This is a genomic window from Leifsonia sp. RAF41, assembly GCF_052114085.1.
In the GTDB taxonomy this organism is placed as follows: Bacteria; Actinomycetota; Actinomycetes; order Actinomycetales; family Microbacteriaceae; genus Leifsonia.
This window is the reverse complement of sequence record NZ_JBFREB010000001.1, coordinates 3069367-3083125: the sequence shown is the minus strand read 5'-3', so window position 1 is coordinate 3083125 and position 13759 is coordinate 3069367. Positions and strand designations below refer to the sequence as shown.

Genomic DNA, 13759 nt, shown 5'->3' with positions numbered 1-13759 from the left:
CGAACCCGACGCCTGGGTCTCTCCGCGCAGCGCGGAGCACTAGACGCCGAGCCTCGGACGCTGAGCCGTCACGCGCCGAGCGGTCACGCGCCGAAGATCGCGCGCAGCTCCTCGATCGGCGCCTTGGGTCGGCGGTCCTCGAAGACGAGCCCGTTGGTCTCCTGCCCGGTGTCGGCCAGCTGGGTGTAGCAGTAACCGGCCAGGGGTGCCGAATTCCGAACGGCGTCGACCAGCGCGCGCAGCCGGTCCACCAGGTCTTCCGAACTCGTAGCCGTGGAGTAGCCCCACGCGTCGGCCGGCCCGTTCTCGGTGTACGAGACGCCGCCGAACTCGGTCAGCATGAGGGGCGCATCCGTGCGCTGCTCCGCATCCACAATGAGGCGTCGCCCGGGGAACGTGAACTCGGCCCCGAGGATGCCCTCGCGCGTCGCGTACCGCTCGGCCACCCGGGCAGGATCGTGGTCGTAGTCGTGGATGGAGAGGATGTCGGAGGCGGCGTGCTCCCAACCGTCGTTCGAGATGACCGGTCGCGTCGGGTCGACCGTCTTCGTGAGGTGCACCAGCGCCTTCGCGTACGACACCATCCGCTCGTCGTGGGCCAGGTGCTGGACGCCCCAGCTCTCATTGAGGGGCACCCACGTGACGATCGAGGGATGCGACCGGTCGCGGTCGAGGATCGCGGACCACTCCGCGATGCTGCGGCGCACCGCCTCCGGCGTGAAGGCGTAGGCGGCCGGCGCCTCGCCCCAGACCAGCAGCCCGAGCTTGTCGGCCCAGAACAGGAAGCGGGGATCTTCGTACTTCTGGTGCAGGCGGGTGGCGTTGAAGCCCAGGTCGAGGATGAGCTGAGCCTCGGCGCGCAGAGCGTCGGCGTTCGGCGCGGCCGAGTGCGACTCCGGCCAGTAGCCCTGGTTGAGTACCGAGCGCACGTAGAAGGGACGGTCGTTCAGCAGGAACCGGCCGCCCCCCACCGCCGCGGACCGCAGCCCGAAGTAGGAGGACACGATGTCCGCCGGCGCGTTCGGCACCAGCAGGCGGACGGTGGCGTCGAGGAGCGTGGGATGCGCGGGCGACCACAGCAGCTCCTCGTAGGCCTGCCCGTTGGTCTGACGGTGGATCCGGAACGGCACCACGAGCTCGCGGCCCGCAGCGCTCGTCTCGACGGTCGCCAGCGTTTCGGCGCCGAGGGCGACCTCGATGCGCACGGTCGTCCCGGCCGGAGCGGGCCGGCTCAGACGGAGCTGCGCGATGACCTCGCCGGCCGGCACGTCGGTGACCCAGTGCAGCTGCTCGATGCGGACGTCCGCGGCGGCCTCGAGCCACACGGGCTGCCAGATGCCGGTGGTGCGGTGGTACCAGATGGAGTGCGGGTGGTGGCGCCAGTCCTGCTTGCCGCGCGGCTGGGCCACATCGGCCGGGTCGTCGTCGGCCCGGATGGTGATCGAGAAGTCGCCCTGGCCGACCAGATCGGTGATGTCGAGCGAGAAGGGGGTGGAGCCGCCCTCGTGCCGACCGGCCGAGCGGCCATCGACCCACACCTCGGAGGCGTGATCGACGGCACCGAAGTTGAGCAGGATGCGCTCGCCGGATGGGACGTCGTCATGCAGCACGGTGCGCTGGTACCAGACGACGGGATGGAAGCCGGTGTCGCCGACGCCTGACGCGTCCGACTCGAACGGGAACGGCACCTGGATGACGCCCGGCAGCGGCCCTGCGGACTCCCAGTGCTCCCGTCGGCCGCGATCGTCGTCATCGAATGCGAAAGTCCACGGTCCGGACAGGTCGAGCCAGTCGGCCCGGACGAGCTGGGGCCGCGGGTAGCGGCCGTCCTGCGCGGTGGCCGCTTCGACGCGGCGTTCCTCGGTGAGCATCCCTTTAGCATGCACGATCTGTGCAGCGCTGTAAAGCCGGAAACCGTGGTCAGGAGACGGAGGGCGCGCTCTCCCTCACGACGAGCGAGAACGGCGCCAATTCGTGGCGACCCATTCCGTCGAAGCCGCCGACCCGCTCCAGCAGCATCTCGACCGCGCGGGAGGCCAGGCCCCGCATGTCGGGCGCGACCGACGTGAGCGACGGGTAGGTGACCGCCGTCATCGGGGTGTTGTCCCATCCCGTCACCGCGACGTCATCCGGCACGTGGAGGCCCCGCTCCTGCAGGGCGCGGAGGGCGCCGATCGCGGCCAGATCGTCGCGACAGACCAGTCCGTCGAACTGCAGTCCCGCGTCGAGCGCAGCGCCGACCGCCCGCACAGCGTTTCCGGCCGAGACGGCGACGCTCGGGATGAGGAGCTGCGGCTCGGGGGAGATCCCTGCGTCCTCCAGCGCTTGCTGGTACCCGGCCATGCGGAGCTTCGAGGTGCGGGTCGGCCGGGAGCTCTCGTGACCGGCGAAGGCGATGCGCCGACGGCCCTGAGCGATCAGGTGCTCGGTCGCGACGCGGGCGGCTTCGACGTTGTCGATCATGATGCGGTCGACCGTGAGCGGGGCCGCGTTCTCGCCGAGGACCACCAGGGGGATGTCCGTGCGCGTCTGCGCCAGTTCGGCGGAGTTCATGACGCTCGGCTGGAAGATCATGCCGTCCACGAGGCCCGATTCGCCGGCACTGATCACCGCACGCTCGCCCTCGATCGTGCCCTCGGTCTGCTCGAGGAGCACCCGGTAGCCGCGGCGTTCGGCCTCGTCGGCGACGACACGGGCCAGCTCGGCGAAGTAGGGCAGCGTGACGTCGGCGAAGGCCAGGGCCAGGAGGCCCGTGCGGCCGGTCGCCAGGCGGCGGCCCATGATGTTCGGCCGGTAGCCGAGCTCGTCGATGGCCCGCTGCACCTTCTCGCGCATCTGCGGGCTGACGTGGGCGTAGTTGCGGACGACGTTGGAGACGGTCTTCATGGAGACGCCGGCGTGCTCCGCCACGTCCTGAAGTCTGACCGCCATCGCGCATCCTCTCGCGTCATCATGCGGTTTCCCGCCGGGGTCACTCTACAGCGCACTCCCTTGCGCACTGTGCACCGGGTTGACACCGTCTGTCCAGCGCTGTAAATTCGCCGAACATGCCGAGTGTTCCGGCACCAGCACCACCGGTCATGCGTGCGAGCAGCGAAAAGACGTCGCGTGAACGGCTCACTCAAGGGAGAGAACAGATGAAGAAGCGATTCGCCGCACGCGCGATCGCAGTGGCGGTCACCGCGGGCCTCGGGCTCGCGCTGACGGCCTGCGGAAGCTCCGGATCCGGTAGCGGAGACGTCTCCGCCGCCGACTACACCGGACCGAAGGTCAACATCAGCTTCTGGAACGGCTGGACGGGTGGCGCCGCCCCCGTGCTCGTACCGAAATTGATCGACAAGTTCAATGCCGAGCACAAGAACATCGTTGTGAAAGACGTCCCGATGGAGTGGGCGGACATCGCACGCAAGATGCCGCTCGCGGTCAAGGCCGGCAAGGGCCCCGATGTCGCGGTCGGGCACGGTGACGACATCGCCACCTACGCGGCACAGGGACTCGTGCTCAAGGCGGACAGCATCGTGAAGTCGCTCGGCTACAAGGCCAGTGACTTCCCGGAGGGGCTGCTCGACGCCGGCAAGTACAACGGCGCCCAGTACGCGGTGCCGTGGAGCATCACGCCGCTCGGCCTGTACGTCAACAAGGACGTGCTGAAGTCGGCCGGTGTCGACTCCATCCCCACGGACAAGACGTCCTACCTGGCCGCGCTCGACAAGCTGAAGGCCGCGGGCGTTCAGGGCGAGTGGGTCGACGGTTACGTCTTCACCGGGACGTTCGAGTTCGAGAGCCTGCTGTGGCAGTACGGCGGCGACCTGTTCAACAAGGACGTCTCCGAGGCGACCTTCAACTCCGACGCCGGCGTGCAGGCGCTGACCTGGATGACCGACCTGATCAAGAAGGGCTACAGCCCGGCGGACGTGGCACAGGACGGCAACATCAACGCCCTCATCGCAGGCAAGACCGCGTTCAACTGGAACGGCGTCTGGCAGACGACCAACACCGCGTTCGACAAGCTGAGCTGGGAGGCCACCGCGGTGCCGCAGATCGGCACCGAGAAGGGCGTCTGGTCCAGCTCCACCCACTGGATGTTCATGAACAACAAGGGGCAGGACAAGAACAAGACGTCCGCTGCCGCGACGTTCGTGAAGTGGATGAACGACAACTCGGCCGACTGGCCGCAGACCGGTGAGCTCCCCGCCCAGAACTCGGTTCGCAACGACCCGAAGCTGGTCGAGACCTACCCGCACCTGAAGCCGTTCCTCGACGAGCTGCCCTACGCGCACTACGAGCCGATCGCCCCGGGCATCAGCACCGTGGAGGCCACCATCACCACCGCGGTGAACGAGGCCGTCACCGGCAAGAAGAGCCCCAAGCAGGCTCTGGACGACGCCGTCGCCAAGGCCAACACTCTGCTCAAGCAGAACAAGGCGAAGTACAGTGGCTGACACCGCTTCGATCGTGGCGCCCCGGGAGACCGGGGCGCCACGCCCGTCCCGCGGCGGCCGGGCTGGCCGCCGCCCCGGCGTCCCGCGCCGCACCGGCATCGCCTACCTCTTCCTGGCGCCGTTCCTCGTGCTCTTTATCGTGTTCGTGCTGGCCCCCGCCGTCTTCGGCCTGTGGATCAGCCTCACGAACTGGAGCCCGTTCCGGGCCACCCAGAAGTTCATCGGGCTGCAGAACTACATCGACCTGTTCACACCCGGCTCCGCCACCTCCGGCGACTTCTGGCAGTCGATGGCCGCGACCGGCATCTTCACCCTGGCGAGTGTTCCGTTCCTGATCGTCATCCCACTGCTGATCGCAGTGCTCCTGAACCAGAAGATCCGTGCTGGATCGTTCTTCCGCGGCGTCTTCTTCGCGCCGTACGTGCTCGGCGTCGCCGTCATCAGTGTCATCTGGAAGTACCTCCTCGACACCCAGGCCGGCATCATCAACCACCTGCTCGGCATGATCGGACTGCCGGACAACCTGCCCTGGACCGTCGATGTTCCGTGGGTGTGGGTCACGCTGGCCGGTGTCACGGTCTGGTGGACGATGGGCTTCAACACCGTCATCATCCTGGCCGGGCTCAAGAGCATCAGCGCTGATCTCTACGAGGCGGCGGCCCTGGACGGCGCGGGCGCGTGGCGTCAGTTCACCAATGTGACGCTGCCGGGTCTGCGTCAGGTCATGACCTTCGTCTTCACGATCACCATCCTCGCGAGCGCGAACATGTTCGGTCAGTCGTTCCTCATCACGAAGGGCGGCCCGGGCAACACGACCCGCACGGCGATCATGTACATCGCCGACCAGGGCCTGTCGCAGAACAACCTGGCCGCCGCGGCAGCGATGAGCTACGTGCTCTTCGCCTTCCTCGCCATCGTCAGCATCATCAACTTCCGCCTGCAGCGGGAGCGCGCAGAGAAGAGCGTCTCATGACAACGACGACCGCTCCCGAGAAAACTGCGACGCCGAAGAGCGTTCGATCCCGTCGCAAGCAGACGCCGAAGGCGGCAGCGCGCAAGACCCTGCTCTACGCCGTGCTGATCGTGCTGGCCCTGGCCGTCATCCTGCCGCTGCTGTGGATCGTGCTGACGTCGTTCAAGACCGACGGCGACGCCATCCGCAATCCGTATTCGGCCTTCCCCAACCCGTTCTCTACCGACGCATACACGACCCTGGCCAGCGGGCAGCAGCCGGTGTTCCGTTGGTTCCTGAACAGCCTCGCGGCGGCGGCGATGCAGACCGTGATCATCCTGGTCACCGCCTCGATGGCCGCCTACGCACTCGCCCGCCTCGAATTCTGGGGCAAGCGGATCGTCTTCGGCCTGATCATCTCGACGCTGCTGGTGCCGCCGGTGATCTTCCTCATCCCGAACTACCTGATCGTGCAGAACCTCGGCTGGCTCGACACGATCTGGGCCATCACGATCCCGGGTGCCGCGAGCGCCTTCGGCGTCTTCTTCCTCCGTCAGTTCTTCGTCGGGCTCCCGGCGGAGATCGAGGAGGCGGCGCGGATCGACGGTGCCGGCGACTTCCGGATCTTCCTCCAGATCGTCCTTCCGCTGGCCCGTCCGGCACTGGCGACTCTCGCCGTGCTGAGCTTCCTGGCGAACTGGAACGACTTCCTGTGGCCGGTGTACGTGCTGCTGAGCCCGGAGAACCTGACGCTGCAGCCGGGTCTGTCGCAGCTGCAGGGTGCGTACTCGACGCACTACGCCATCGTGATGGCGGGCGCGGTGATCGCCTCGGTGCCGGTGCTCATCCTGTTCTTCTTCGCGCAGAAGCAGATCGTGGAGAGCGTCGCCACCAGCGGGGTCAAGGGATGACGTTCCGCCGGGCAGCCCTGGCGACCGGTGCCATGCTCGGGCTCGTCGCCGGCCTCGTGGGCTGCTCGGCGGGGTCCCCATCGACGAGTGAGTCATCGCCCTCCATCGCGCCGTTCCAGATCGACAGCGACTTCCCCGACCCGGGCGCGCTCGTGGTCGGCGACACCGTCTATGCCTACGCGACCAACACTCCGGCTGCGAACGTGCAGGTCGCGACCAGCGGCGACATGAAGACCTGGAAGGTGAGCGACCAGGATGCGTTGCCCACGCTGCCGTCGTGGGCGCTCCCCGGCAAGACCTGGGCGCCTGGCCCGGCGAAGCTGGCCGACGGCCGGTTCGCGCTGTACTTCACGGCGTCGGATGCCGCCAGCAAGTACCAGTGCATCGGTGTCGCCTTCGCCGACAAGCCGGAGGGCCCGTTCACCTCGACCGCCGACAAGCCGCTGGTCTGTCCCGTCGATGAGGGCGGCGCGATCGACGCGAGCGTGACGGCGGATGCCGACGGCCAGCGCTACCTGGTGTGGAAGAACGACGGCAACTGCTGCGGTTTCGACACGTGGATCTCCGCGCAGCCGTTGTCGCCTGACGGCGCAATGCTGACCGGTGAGCCGACCAAGCTCATCAAGCAGACCGAATCGTGGGAGGGCAAGCTGGTCGAGGCGCCGGTCATCGTCCACCACGACGACGGATTCGTGCTCCTGTACTCCGCCAATGACTACGGCAATTCGTCGTATGTGACCGGCGCTGCGACATCCGCGAGCCTGCTCGGCCCGTACACGAAGGCGAAGGAGCCGCTGCTCTCGACCTCAGGCTCGAAGGGCCGCTATCTCGGCCCGGGCGGCGAGGACCTCATCACGTTCCAGGGCAGGGGCTGGATGCTGTTCCACTCGTGGGACGAGGCCTTCGCCTACCGGGGCATGCATGCCGTGCCGGTGACCTGGCGCGACGGCCTGCCGGAGCTGTCGTCATGAACACAGGCTCCCTACGCGTCACCGATCACTGGGGACCGGTGTGGGGCGGTTACTTCGCCGACCCGTTCGTCCTGCGACTCTCGGGCGGCGACTACGTCGCCTACGGCACCCATCCGGGCAGCGACGGCGACCGCGTCTTCGAGGCGCTGGTGTCGCCGGACCTCAAGCAGTGGGAGAGTGCTGGCGCCGTCCTGGAGCGCCTGCCCGACCGATTCGGCGAGGACTACTGGGCGCCCGAGGTGGCCGAGGCGCAGGGCGCGTTCTGGATGTTCTACTCCGTCGGACGCGGCATCGAGGGGCACCACCTCCGGGTGGCACGCGCCGAGTCCGCGACCGGACCGTTCCGCGACGTCGGCGTCGACCTGACGCCGGACGAGGTCTTCGCCATCGACGCTCACCCGTTCCGTGATTCCGACGGCCGCTGGTTCCTGTTCTTCGCCCACGACGTGCTCGACCATGAGCGCCCGGGCACCCACCTGGCGGTCGCTCCGCTCGACGCGGGGATGACCGCCCTCGCCGGTCCCGCCGTGCCAGTGCTCGCGCCGAACGCCGACTGGCAGCTCTACGAGCGCGACCGTCTCATCCACGGTCGCCGTTTCGACTGGCACACGCTCGAGGGGCCGGCCGTGCTGTACCGCGGCGGCCGCTACTGGCTGACGTACTCCGGCGGCGCATGGACCGGCCCCGGATACGCCGTCGGGGTGGCGGTTGCGGATCATCCTCTCGGGCCGTGGTCGCACGTCGAGCAGCCGCCCCTGCTGCGCAGCGGAGGCGACCTGCGCGGGCCCGGCCACAACTCCCTCACAGTGGCGCCCGATGGCACCGACGTGATCGCGTTCCACTCCTGGAATGAGGAGGAGACAGCGCGTCGACTGCACCTCGGCACCCTGACGATCGACGAAGACGGAGAGGAAACCCCATGAACGACGACGTTCCCCGGGTCACACCGGCTCAGCCGGACACCATCGGTCTCGAGCCCGAGATCCAGGAGGCGGTGACCGCGCTCTACGCCGACGGCACCGTCGGCAAGAGGGGCGCGTTCAGCCCGGAATGGGCCGACCGGCTCCGCGAGGACATCGAGGTCGCCTTCGATGAGGCGCTGCAGCGGAAGGGCGGCGCGGTCGGGCGCGGCACCAAGCGCTACTACGTCGAGATCCACCCGGAGCAGATGCGCGGCTGGGTCGAGCTGGTCGACCACCCGTGGGTGCGCGGCGTCTGCGAAGCCGTCCTCGGGCCGGGCTACCAGCTCGTGGAGCTGGGCTTCGACGTGCCGGGCCCCGGAGCCAAGGATCAGCCGTGGCACCGCGACTTCCCGATGCCGGACGAGACGAAGAAGACCGGCCGGCTCACGTCGCTCGCGTTCAACCTGACGGCGGTGGACACCGCAGAAGACATGGGGCCGTTCGAGATCGCTCCGGGCACCCAGTGGGATCTGCCGGAGGGCTTCGAGCACGAGATGTTCCCGGTCACGGAGCTCTACCCGCGGTTCGAGGAACGCGCGGTCCGCAAATACCCGAACCGCGGCGATATCTCGGCTCGGTCCGCGCTGACCGTGCACCACGGCACCGCGAACACGTCGCAGTCGTCGCGACCCGTCCTGGTGCTCGGTGTGGATGCTCCCGGCGCCGGAAACGCGGAACACCACGACATGGCGGTCACGCACGAGTTCTACGAGTCGCTGCCGGAGCGGGTGCGTCAGCACCTGGTCTGCCCGGTCGTCGACGAGTTGACGCCGATCACCCAGAAGCACACGATCGAGGGGCTGATGATGGGCGACGCGTAGCGCGGCTGTGCTTTCCCCCTGCTGTGCTTTCCCCGTTAAGCCACGATGCCGGGCTATGAGAAGACTAGGGTTTCTTCTCACGGCCCGGCATACGTTCGGGGTTACGCCGGATGGATATTCGGGTTCCCCCGGCGCTCTTGAAGACTACAGGAAAAGTGCGCTTCGTGTAGGTCGAATGGAGGACAATTTTGTACCCCGGTCTGCCCCCAATGTGAGGGACAACAGGGGACACGCGCCGCTAAGCCGCGTTCAGTTCCTCGACGAGCGCGGCCACGAAGGCGTCGATGTCGTCTTCGGTCGTGTCGAAAGCGCACATCCAGCGCACCTCGTTGTTCGCCGCATCCCAGTCGTAGAACCGGAAATGCTCGCGAAGACGGTCGGCGACGCCCGTCGGAAGGGTGGCGAACACGCCGTTCGCCTGCGTCTTCTGACTGAAGCCGACGCCCTGGATGCTGCCGTCAGCGATGCCCGCCTCCAGCGCCGTCCGCAGCCGGGTCGCCATCGCGTTGGCGTGCGACGCCGACCGCAGGTAGAGGTCGTCGGTGAGCAGGGCGATGAGCTGAGCGGAGATGAAGCGCATCTTGGAGGCGAGCTGCATGTTCAGCTTGCGGAGGTAGATCAACCCCTCCGACGCCTGCGGGTTGAGCACGACGACGGCCTCGCCGTAGAGCATCCCGTTCTTGGTGCCGCCGAAGCTGAGCACATCCACGCCCGCGTCGGTCGTGAACGCCCGCAGCGGCACGCCCAGGGTGGCTGCCGCGTTGGAGATGCGGGAGCCGTCCATGTGCAGCTTCATGCCGTGCTTGTGCACGTGGTCGGCGATCGCGCGGATCTCCTCCACCGTGTACGCCGTTCCGAGCTCGGTGGTCTGCGTGATCGAGACGACCAGCGGCTGGGCGCGGTGCTCGTCGCCCCAGCCCCACGCCTCGCGATCGATGAGCTCGGGCGTCAGCTTTCCGTCCGGCGTCTCCACCGTGAGCAGCTTGATGCCGGCCACCTTCTCGGGCGCGCCAGCCTCGTCCGTGTTGATGTGCGCGGTCTTCGCGCAGATGACGGCGCCCCAGCGCGGCAGCATCGACTGGAGACCGACGACATTCGCGCCCGTCCCGTTGAAGACCGGGTAGACCTCGACACCCTCGCCGAAGTGCTCAGCGAACACCTCGTGCAGGCGGGCCGTGTAGACGTCCTCCCCGTACGCGATCTGGTGGCCGTTGTTGGCGGCCGCGATGGCGTCGAGGATCTCGGGATGCACGCCCGCGTAGTTGTCGGAGGCGAAGCCGCGGAGGGTGAGGTCGTGGAGTTGTAGCGTCACCCATCCATCCTCTCAGGCTCCAGTGGGATGCGTCGTCCGCCGACCTCCGCGGCTGTCGCCGACCAGAGCCCCACGACCTCCTCGCCCAGCCGCGCCTCCAGCCCGGCGAGCGTCTTCACGACGAACACGGTGGCCGCGGACTGCGGAGCATCTTTCGCCAAGCCCTGCGCCACCGCACGCGTCCAGGCGTCCGCCGCCGCCTTCACCGCGGCGTAGTTCGCGCCCCCCGCGTACGGCTTGTCGACCGCGGTGGACGACACGATCGCGAGCCGCCCGGCAGGCGAGGCGACCAGGTCGTCGTAGAACACTCGCGTCGTGTTGCGGAGCGTCCGGAACGACCGGTCGAAGAAGTCCCAGTCCTCGTCGCTCTGCCCGGCGAGCCCGCCTCCGCCGCGCCACCCGCCGACCAGGTGGATCAGACCATCCAGCTGCCCGAACTCTTGGTGGACGCGGATGGCCAGCTCGGCCACCGCATCCCGGTCGGCGAGGTCGCAGACGATGGTCCGGACGCCCGGCACCGCGGCGGCCAACGCGTCCAGCGCCTCCTGCCGGGTGCCGACCGCGATCACGGTGGCGCGGGCGGTGGTCAGCGCCCGGGCGACCGCCTCACCGGAGGCGCTCGTCGCCCCGGCGATCAGGACGAGACGGCCGGCGACGCCGGACGGCCCGGCCTCCGAGGAGGTCCGGGCCGTGCGGTCCGCCGCCGAGTGGGACTCAGCGGCGTCCGTCATGCGTAGTCCGCGCTATCGGTGCTGCGGGTGGTTCCGGTGATACCGGCCGTGGACTCGATAACGGCGGCCATCTTCTTGTTCAGCGCCTCGTAGAACATCGAGAGCGGGAACTCGTCGTCGAGCACCTGGTCGGTGTAGCCCTTCGGCGGACCGGCGAGTACCTCATCCGACAGTCCGCGCGCCCAGTTGGAGGCTGGATGCGGGGTGAGCGTCTCGGTGAGCATCTCGTAGGCGGCCAGCCAGTGGGACACCTTCGGGCGGTCGATCGAACGCCAGTACAGGTCGTTGATCTGGTCGCTGAGGGCGATGACCACGTCCGGAACGTTCTCCCAGTCGATGGTGAGCTGGGTGTCCGTCCAGTGCAGCACGTTGTGCTGGTGCATCCACGCGAACAGCAGCTGGCCGCCGAGCCCGTCGTAGTTGCGCACGCGGCTGCCGGTGATCGCGAACCGGAAGATCCGGTCGAAGATCACGGCGTACTGCACCAGGTGGGCGGTGTCGCGGATGGCGCGCTGCGCGTCCGACAGCTCGGCGTCCGGAAGAGCGCCGAGCTCGCGCTCCAGCTTCACCGACTCGCGGAAGGCCGTCAGGTCGCACCGCAGCTCCTCCAGCGAGTAGAGGAAGAACGGCATCCGCTGCTTGATCATGAACGGGTCGAACGGCAGGTCACCGCGCATGTGGCTGCGGTCGTGGATGATGTCCCACATCGCGAAGGTCTCCTCCGTGAGGTGCTGGTCGTCCAGCATCGCGGCGGCGTCCTCGGGCAGCTCCAGCTTGGTGATCTCCGCGGCGGCACGGACGACACGGCGGTAGCGTGCCGCCTCCCGATCCTGGAAGATCGCGCCCCACGTGAAGCTCGGGATCTCGCGCATGGCTACCGTCTCGGGGAACAGCACCGCCGAGTTCGTGTCGTAGCCCGGCGTGAAGTCGACGAAGCGCAGGGCGACGAACAGCTTGTTGCCGTACTCGCCGGCTTCCAGCTCCGCGATGAACTCCGGCCAGATGACCTCGACGAGCACAGCCTCCACGAGGCGGTTCGCGCTGCCGTTCTGGGTGTACATCGGGAACACGACCAGGTGGCCGAGCCCGTCGACGCGGTGCTGCTGCGGCTGGAATTCGTTCAGGGCGTCCAGGAAATCGGGGACGCCGAAGCCTTCGTCCGCCCAGCGGGCGAAGTCGCGCTGCAGGGCGGCGAGGTAGGACGCGTCGTGCGGGAAGGCCGGTGCGAGTGCGGCGATCGAGTCGACGATGGTGCGGACGTGCTCAGCTGCGGCGGGCCGGTCGGACTCCTGCTCGACCGAGCCGTCCTTGACCTGGAGTGCCTGCAGGGCGACGGCCGCGTCCTTCAGACGCAGCCACGCGGGATCGTTCGCGACCTCGCGAACCGGGCGGCCGTCCTCGACGACCTCGGGCTCTCCGACAATTGCGCTGGATGTGAAGTTCTGGACGAATTGAGACATGACGAACCTCCCGTCGTTGGTCGACCGCTCGCACGCGGCACGTAAATGGATGTGACGAGCCTATCCGGGGATCGCAAGCGTTTTGTTGTCCAATTCGGCGGAAAAGTGCGCCGGATGGCCCTCGAACGCAGGGAAACACCGTCTGCTGAGCGCCCACCCTGCACCCCCGATCGAAGTGCACGTTGTGGCTGCTATTCCGGCGAAATAGCAGCCACAACGTGCACTTCGGTGCTCGAGCGTTGGATGCGCGCGTCCTGTCGCCCCTGCGATGATGGGGACATGGCGAGAACGGTCCGCGGCGCACGCGTGCTCATCACCGGTGCGGCGTCCGGCATGGGGCGGCTGTACGCCGAGCGGGCGGTGCTGGAGGGCGCACGTGCCGTCATCCTGTGGGATCGCGACGAGGCCGCGCTCCTCGAGTTGACGCACCGGCTGCGGCGCGAGGTTCTCGCCGGGCGCACCGCCGCAGCCTGGGGCGCGCCGCCGAGCTCGCCGAGTTCGGCCGCCGGCGGGCCTGGGACGAGCGTGCTGCCGTACGTCGTCGACCTCTCCGAGCTCGGCGCGATCGCGCAGACCGCGCAGGCCGTCCGCAAAGAGGTCGGCAGCATCGACGTGCTCATCAACAACGCCGGGATCGTGCGCGGCAAGTACTTCTGGGAGCACGACAACGGAGAGGACACCCGCCCGACCATGCAGGTGAACGCCCTGGCGCCGATGTATGTCACGCGCGAGTTCCTCCCCGGCATGCAGCAGAGCGCCCGGGAGGCGCGGATCGTCAACATCGCGTCGGCGGCGGGCACCATATCCAACCCGCGCATGAGCGTCTACGCGGCGAGCAAGTGGGCGGTCATCGGGTGGAGCGACAGCCTCCGCCTGGAGCTGGTCCAGGAGGGGTACGCGCACGTCAAGGTGACCACGGTCGCCCCCAGCTACATCGACACGGGGATGTTCGCGGGCGCCCGTGGGCCCCTGCTGACGCCCGTGATGACGCCCGAGTACGTGGTCGACCGGGTCTGGCGAGCGATGCTGGCGGGCCGGCCGATGCTGATGCTCCCGTGGACGGTCGGACTGGCGAAGACGCTGCGCGGCCTGCTGCCGACGCGGGCGTGGGATGTGGTGGCCGGGCGCGTTTTCGGCGTCTACGACTCGATGGACGAGTTCACCGGCAGGCAGTGAAACTCCGGGAGCCAAGACTCC

Annotated in this window: 12 protein-coding genes; 7 read left to right on the top strand and 5 right to left on the bottom strand. The window is 68.2% G+C overall.

Annotated features, from left to right (window positions below; genetic code table 11):
• Nucleotides 1-83: 83 nt before the first annotated feature.
• The gene (locus AB4Y74_RS14980; protein ID WP_441799856.1) at nucleotides 84-1871 is read right to left on the bottom strand and encodes a glycoside hydrolase family 2 protein; all 1788 of its coding nucleotides are present in this window, start codon (nucleotides 1869-1871) and stop codon (nucleotides 84-86) included.
• Nucleotides 1872-1920: 49 nt separating this feature from the next.
• Nucleotides 1921-2931, bottom strand: a complete 1011-nt coding sequence (locus AB4Y74_RS14975) for a LacI family DNA-binding transcriptional regulator (RefSeq protein ID WP_441799855.1) — start codon at nucleotides 2929-2931, stop codon at nucleotides 1921-1923.
• A 206-nt stretch (nucleotides 2932-3137) separates the two neighbouring features.
• On the opposite strand from AB4Y74_RS14975, the gene AB4Y74_RS14970 reads away from it, so the two are divergent.
• The 6 genes from AB4Y74_RS14970 to AB4Y74_RS14945 are packed head-to-tail and all read left to right on the top strand — an operon-like array spanning nucleotide 3138 to nucleotide 9059.
• Complete coding sequence (locus tag AB4Y74_RS14970; RefSeq protein ID WP_441799854.1) at nucleotides 3138-4442, top strand: ABC transporter substrate-binding protein; 1305 nt, start codon at nucleotides 3138-3140, stop codon at nucleotides 4440-4442.
• A complete protein-coding gene (locus AB4Y74_RS14965; protein ID WP_441799853.1) occupies nucleotides 4435-5415 on the top strand; it encodes a carbohydrate ABC transporter permease in 981 nt (326 codons plus the stop codon). The genes AB4Y74_RS14970 and AB4Y74_RS14965 overlap by 8 nt, the downstream gene beginning before the upstream one ends.
• Nucleotides 5412-6305: a carbohydrate ABC transporter permease gene (locus tag AB4Y74_RS14960; RefSeq protein ID WP_441799852.1), complete on the top strand. Its 894-nt coding sequence runs from the start codon at nucleotides 5412-5414 to the stop codon at nucleotides 6303-6305. The genes AB4Y74_RS14965 and AB4Y74_RS14960 overlap by 4 nt, the downstream gene beginning before the upstream one ends.
• Nucleotides 6302-7276 (top strand): glycoside hydrolase family 43 protein, encoded by a 975-nt coding sequence (locus AB4Y74_RS14955; RefSeq protein WP_441799851.1) that lies wholly within the window; start codon nucleotides 6302-6304, stop codon nucleotides 7274-7276. The genes AB4Y74_RS14960 and AB4Y74_RS14955 overlap by 4 nt, the downstream gene beginning before the upstream one ends.
• Nucleotides 7273-8199, top strand: coding sequence for a glycoside hydrolase family 43 protein (locus AB4Y74_RS14950; protein ID WP_441799850.1), 927 nt, complete (start codon nucleotides 7273-7275; stop codon nucleotides 8197-8199). The genes AB4Y74_RS14955 and AB4Y74_RS14950 overlap by 4 nt, the downstream gene beginning before the upstream one ends.
• A complete protein-coding gene (locus tag AB4Y74_RS14945) occupies nucleotides 8196-9059 on the top strand; it encodes a phytanoyl-CoA dioxygenase family protein (protein ID WP_441799849.1) in 864 nt (287 codons plus the stop codon). Before AB4Y74_RS14950 ends, AB4Y74_RS14945 begins: the two co-directional genes overlap by 4 nt.
• A gap of 238 nt (nucleotides 9060-9297) precedes the next feature.
• Here AB4Y74_RS14945 and AB4Y74_RS14940 read toward each other — a convergent pair whose 3' ends face one another.
• From AB4Y74_RS14940 to AB4Y74_RS14930, 3 genes are read right to left on the bottom strand one after another with little or no spacing between them, the layout of a single operon-like run.
• Entirely contained in the window at nucleotides 9298-10371 is a 1074-nt protein-coding gene (locus AB4Y74_RS14940) for a threonine aldolase family protein (protein WP_441799848.1), read from the bottom strand.
• Nucleotides 10368-11102, bottom strand: a complete 735-nt coding sequence (locus tag AB4Y74_RS14935; protein ID WP_441799847.1) for an SDR family oxidoreductase — start codon at nucleotides 11100-11102, stop codon at nucleotides 10368-10370. The genes AB4Y74_RS14940 and AB4Y74_RS14935 overlap by 4 nt, the downstream gene beginning before the upstream one ends.
• On the bottom strand, nucleotides 11099-12562 hold the full coding sequence (locus AB4Y74_RS14930) for a DUF6421 family protein (protein ID WP_441799846.1): 1464 nt from the start codon (nucleotides 12560-12562) through the stop codon (nucleotides 11099-11101). Before AB4Y74_RS14930 ends, AB4Y74_RS14935 begins: the two co-directional genes overlap by 4 nt.
• A gap of 279 nt (nucleotides 12563-12841) precedes the next feature.
• On the opposite strand from AB4Y74_RS14930, the gene AB4Y74_RS14925 reads away from it, so the two are divergent.
• Nucleotides 12842-13738: an SDR family NAD(P)-dependent oxidoreductase gene (locus AB4Y74_RS14925; protein WP_441799845.1), complete on the top strand. Its 897-nt coding sequence runs from the start codon at nucleotides 12842-12844 to the stop codon at nucleotides 13736-13738.
• The last annotated feature ends 21 nt before the right edge of the window (nucleotides 13739-13759 follow it).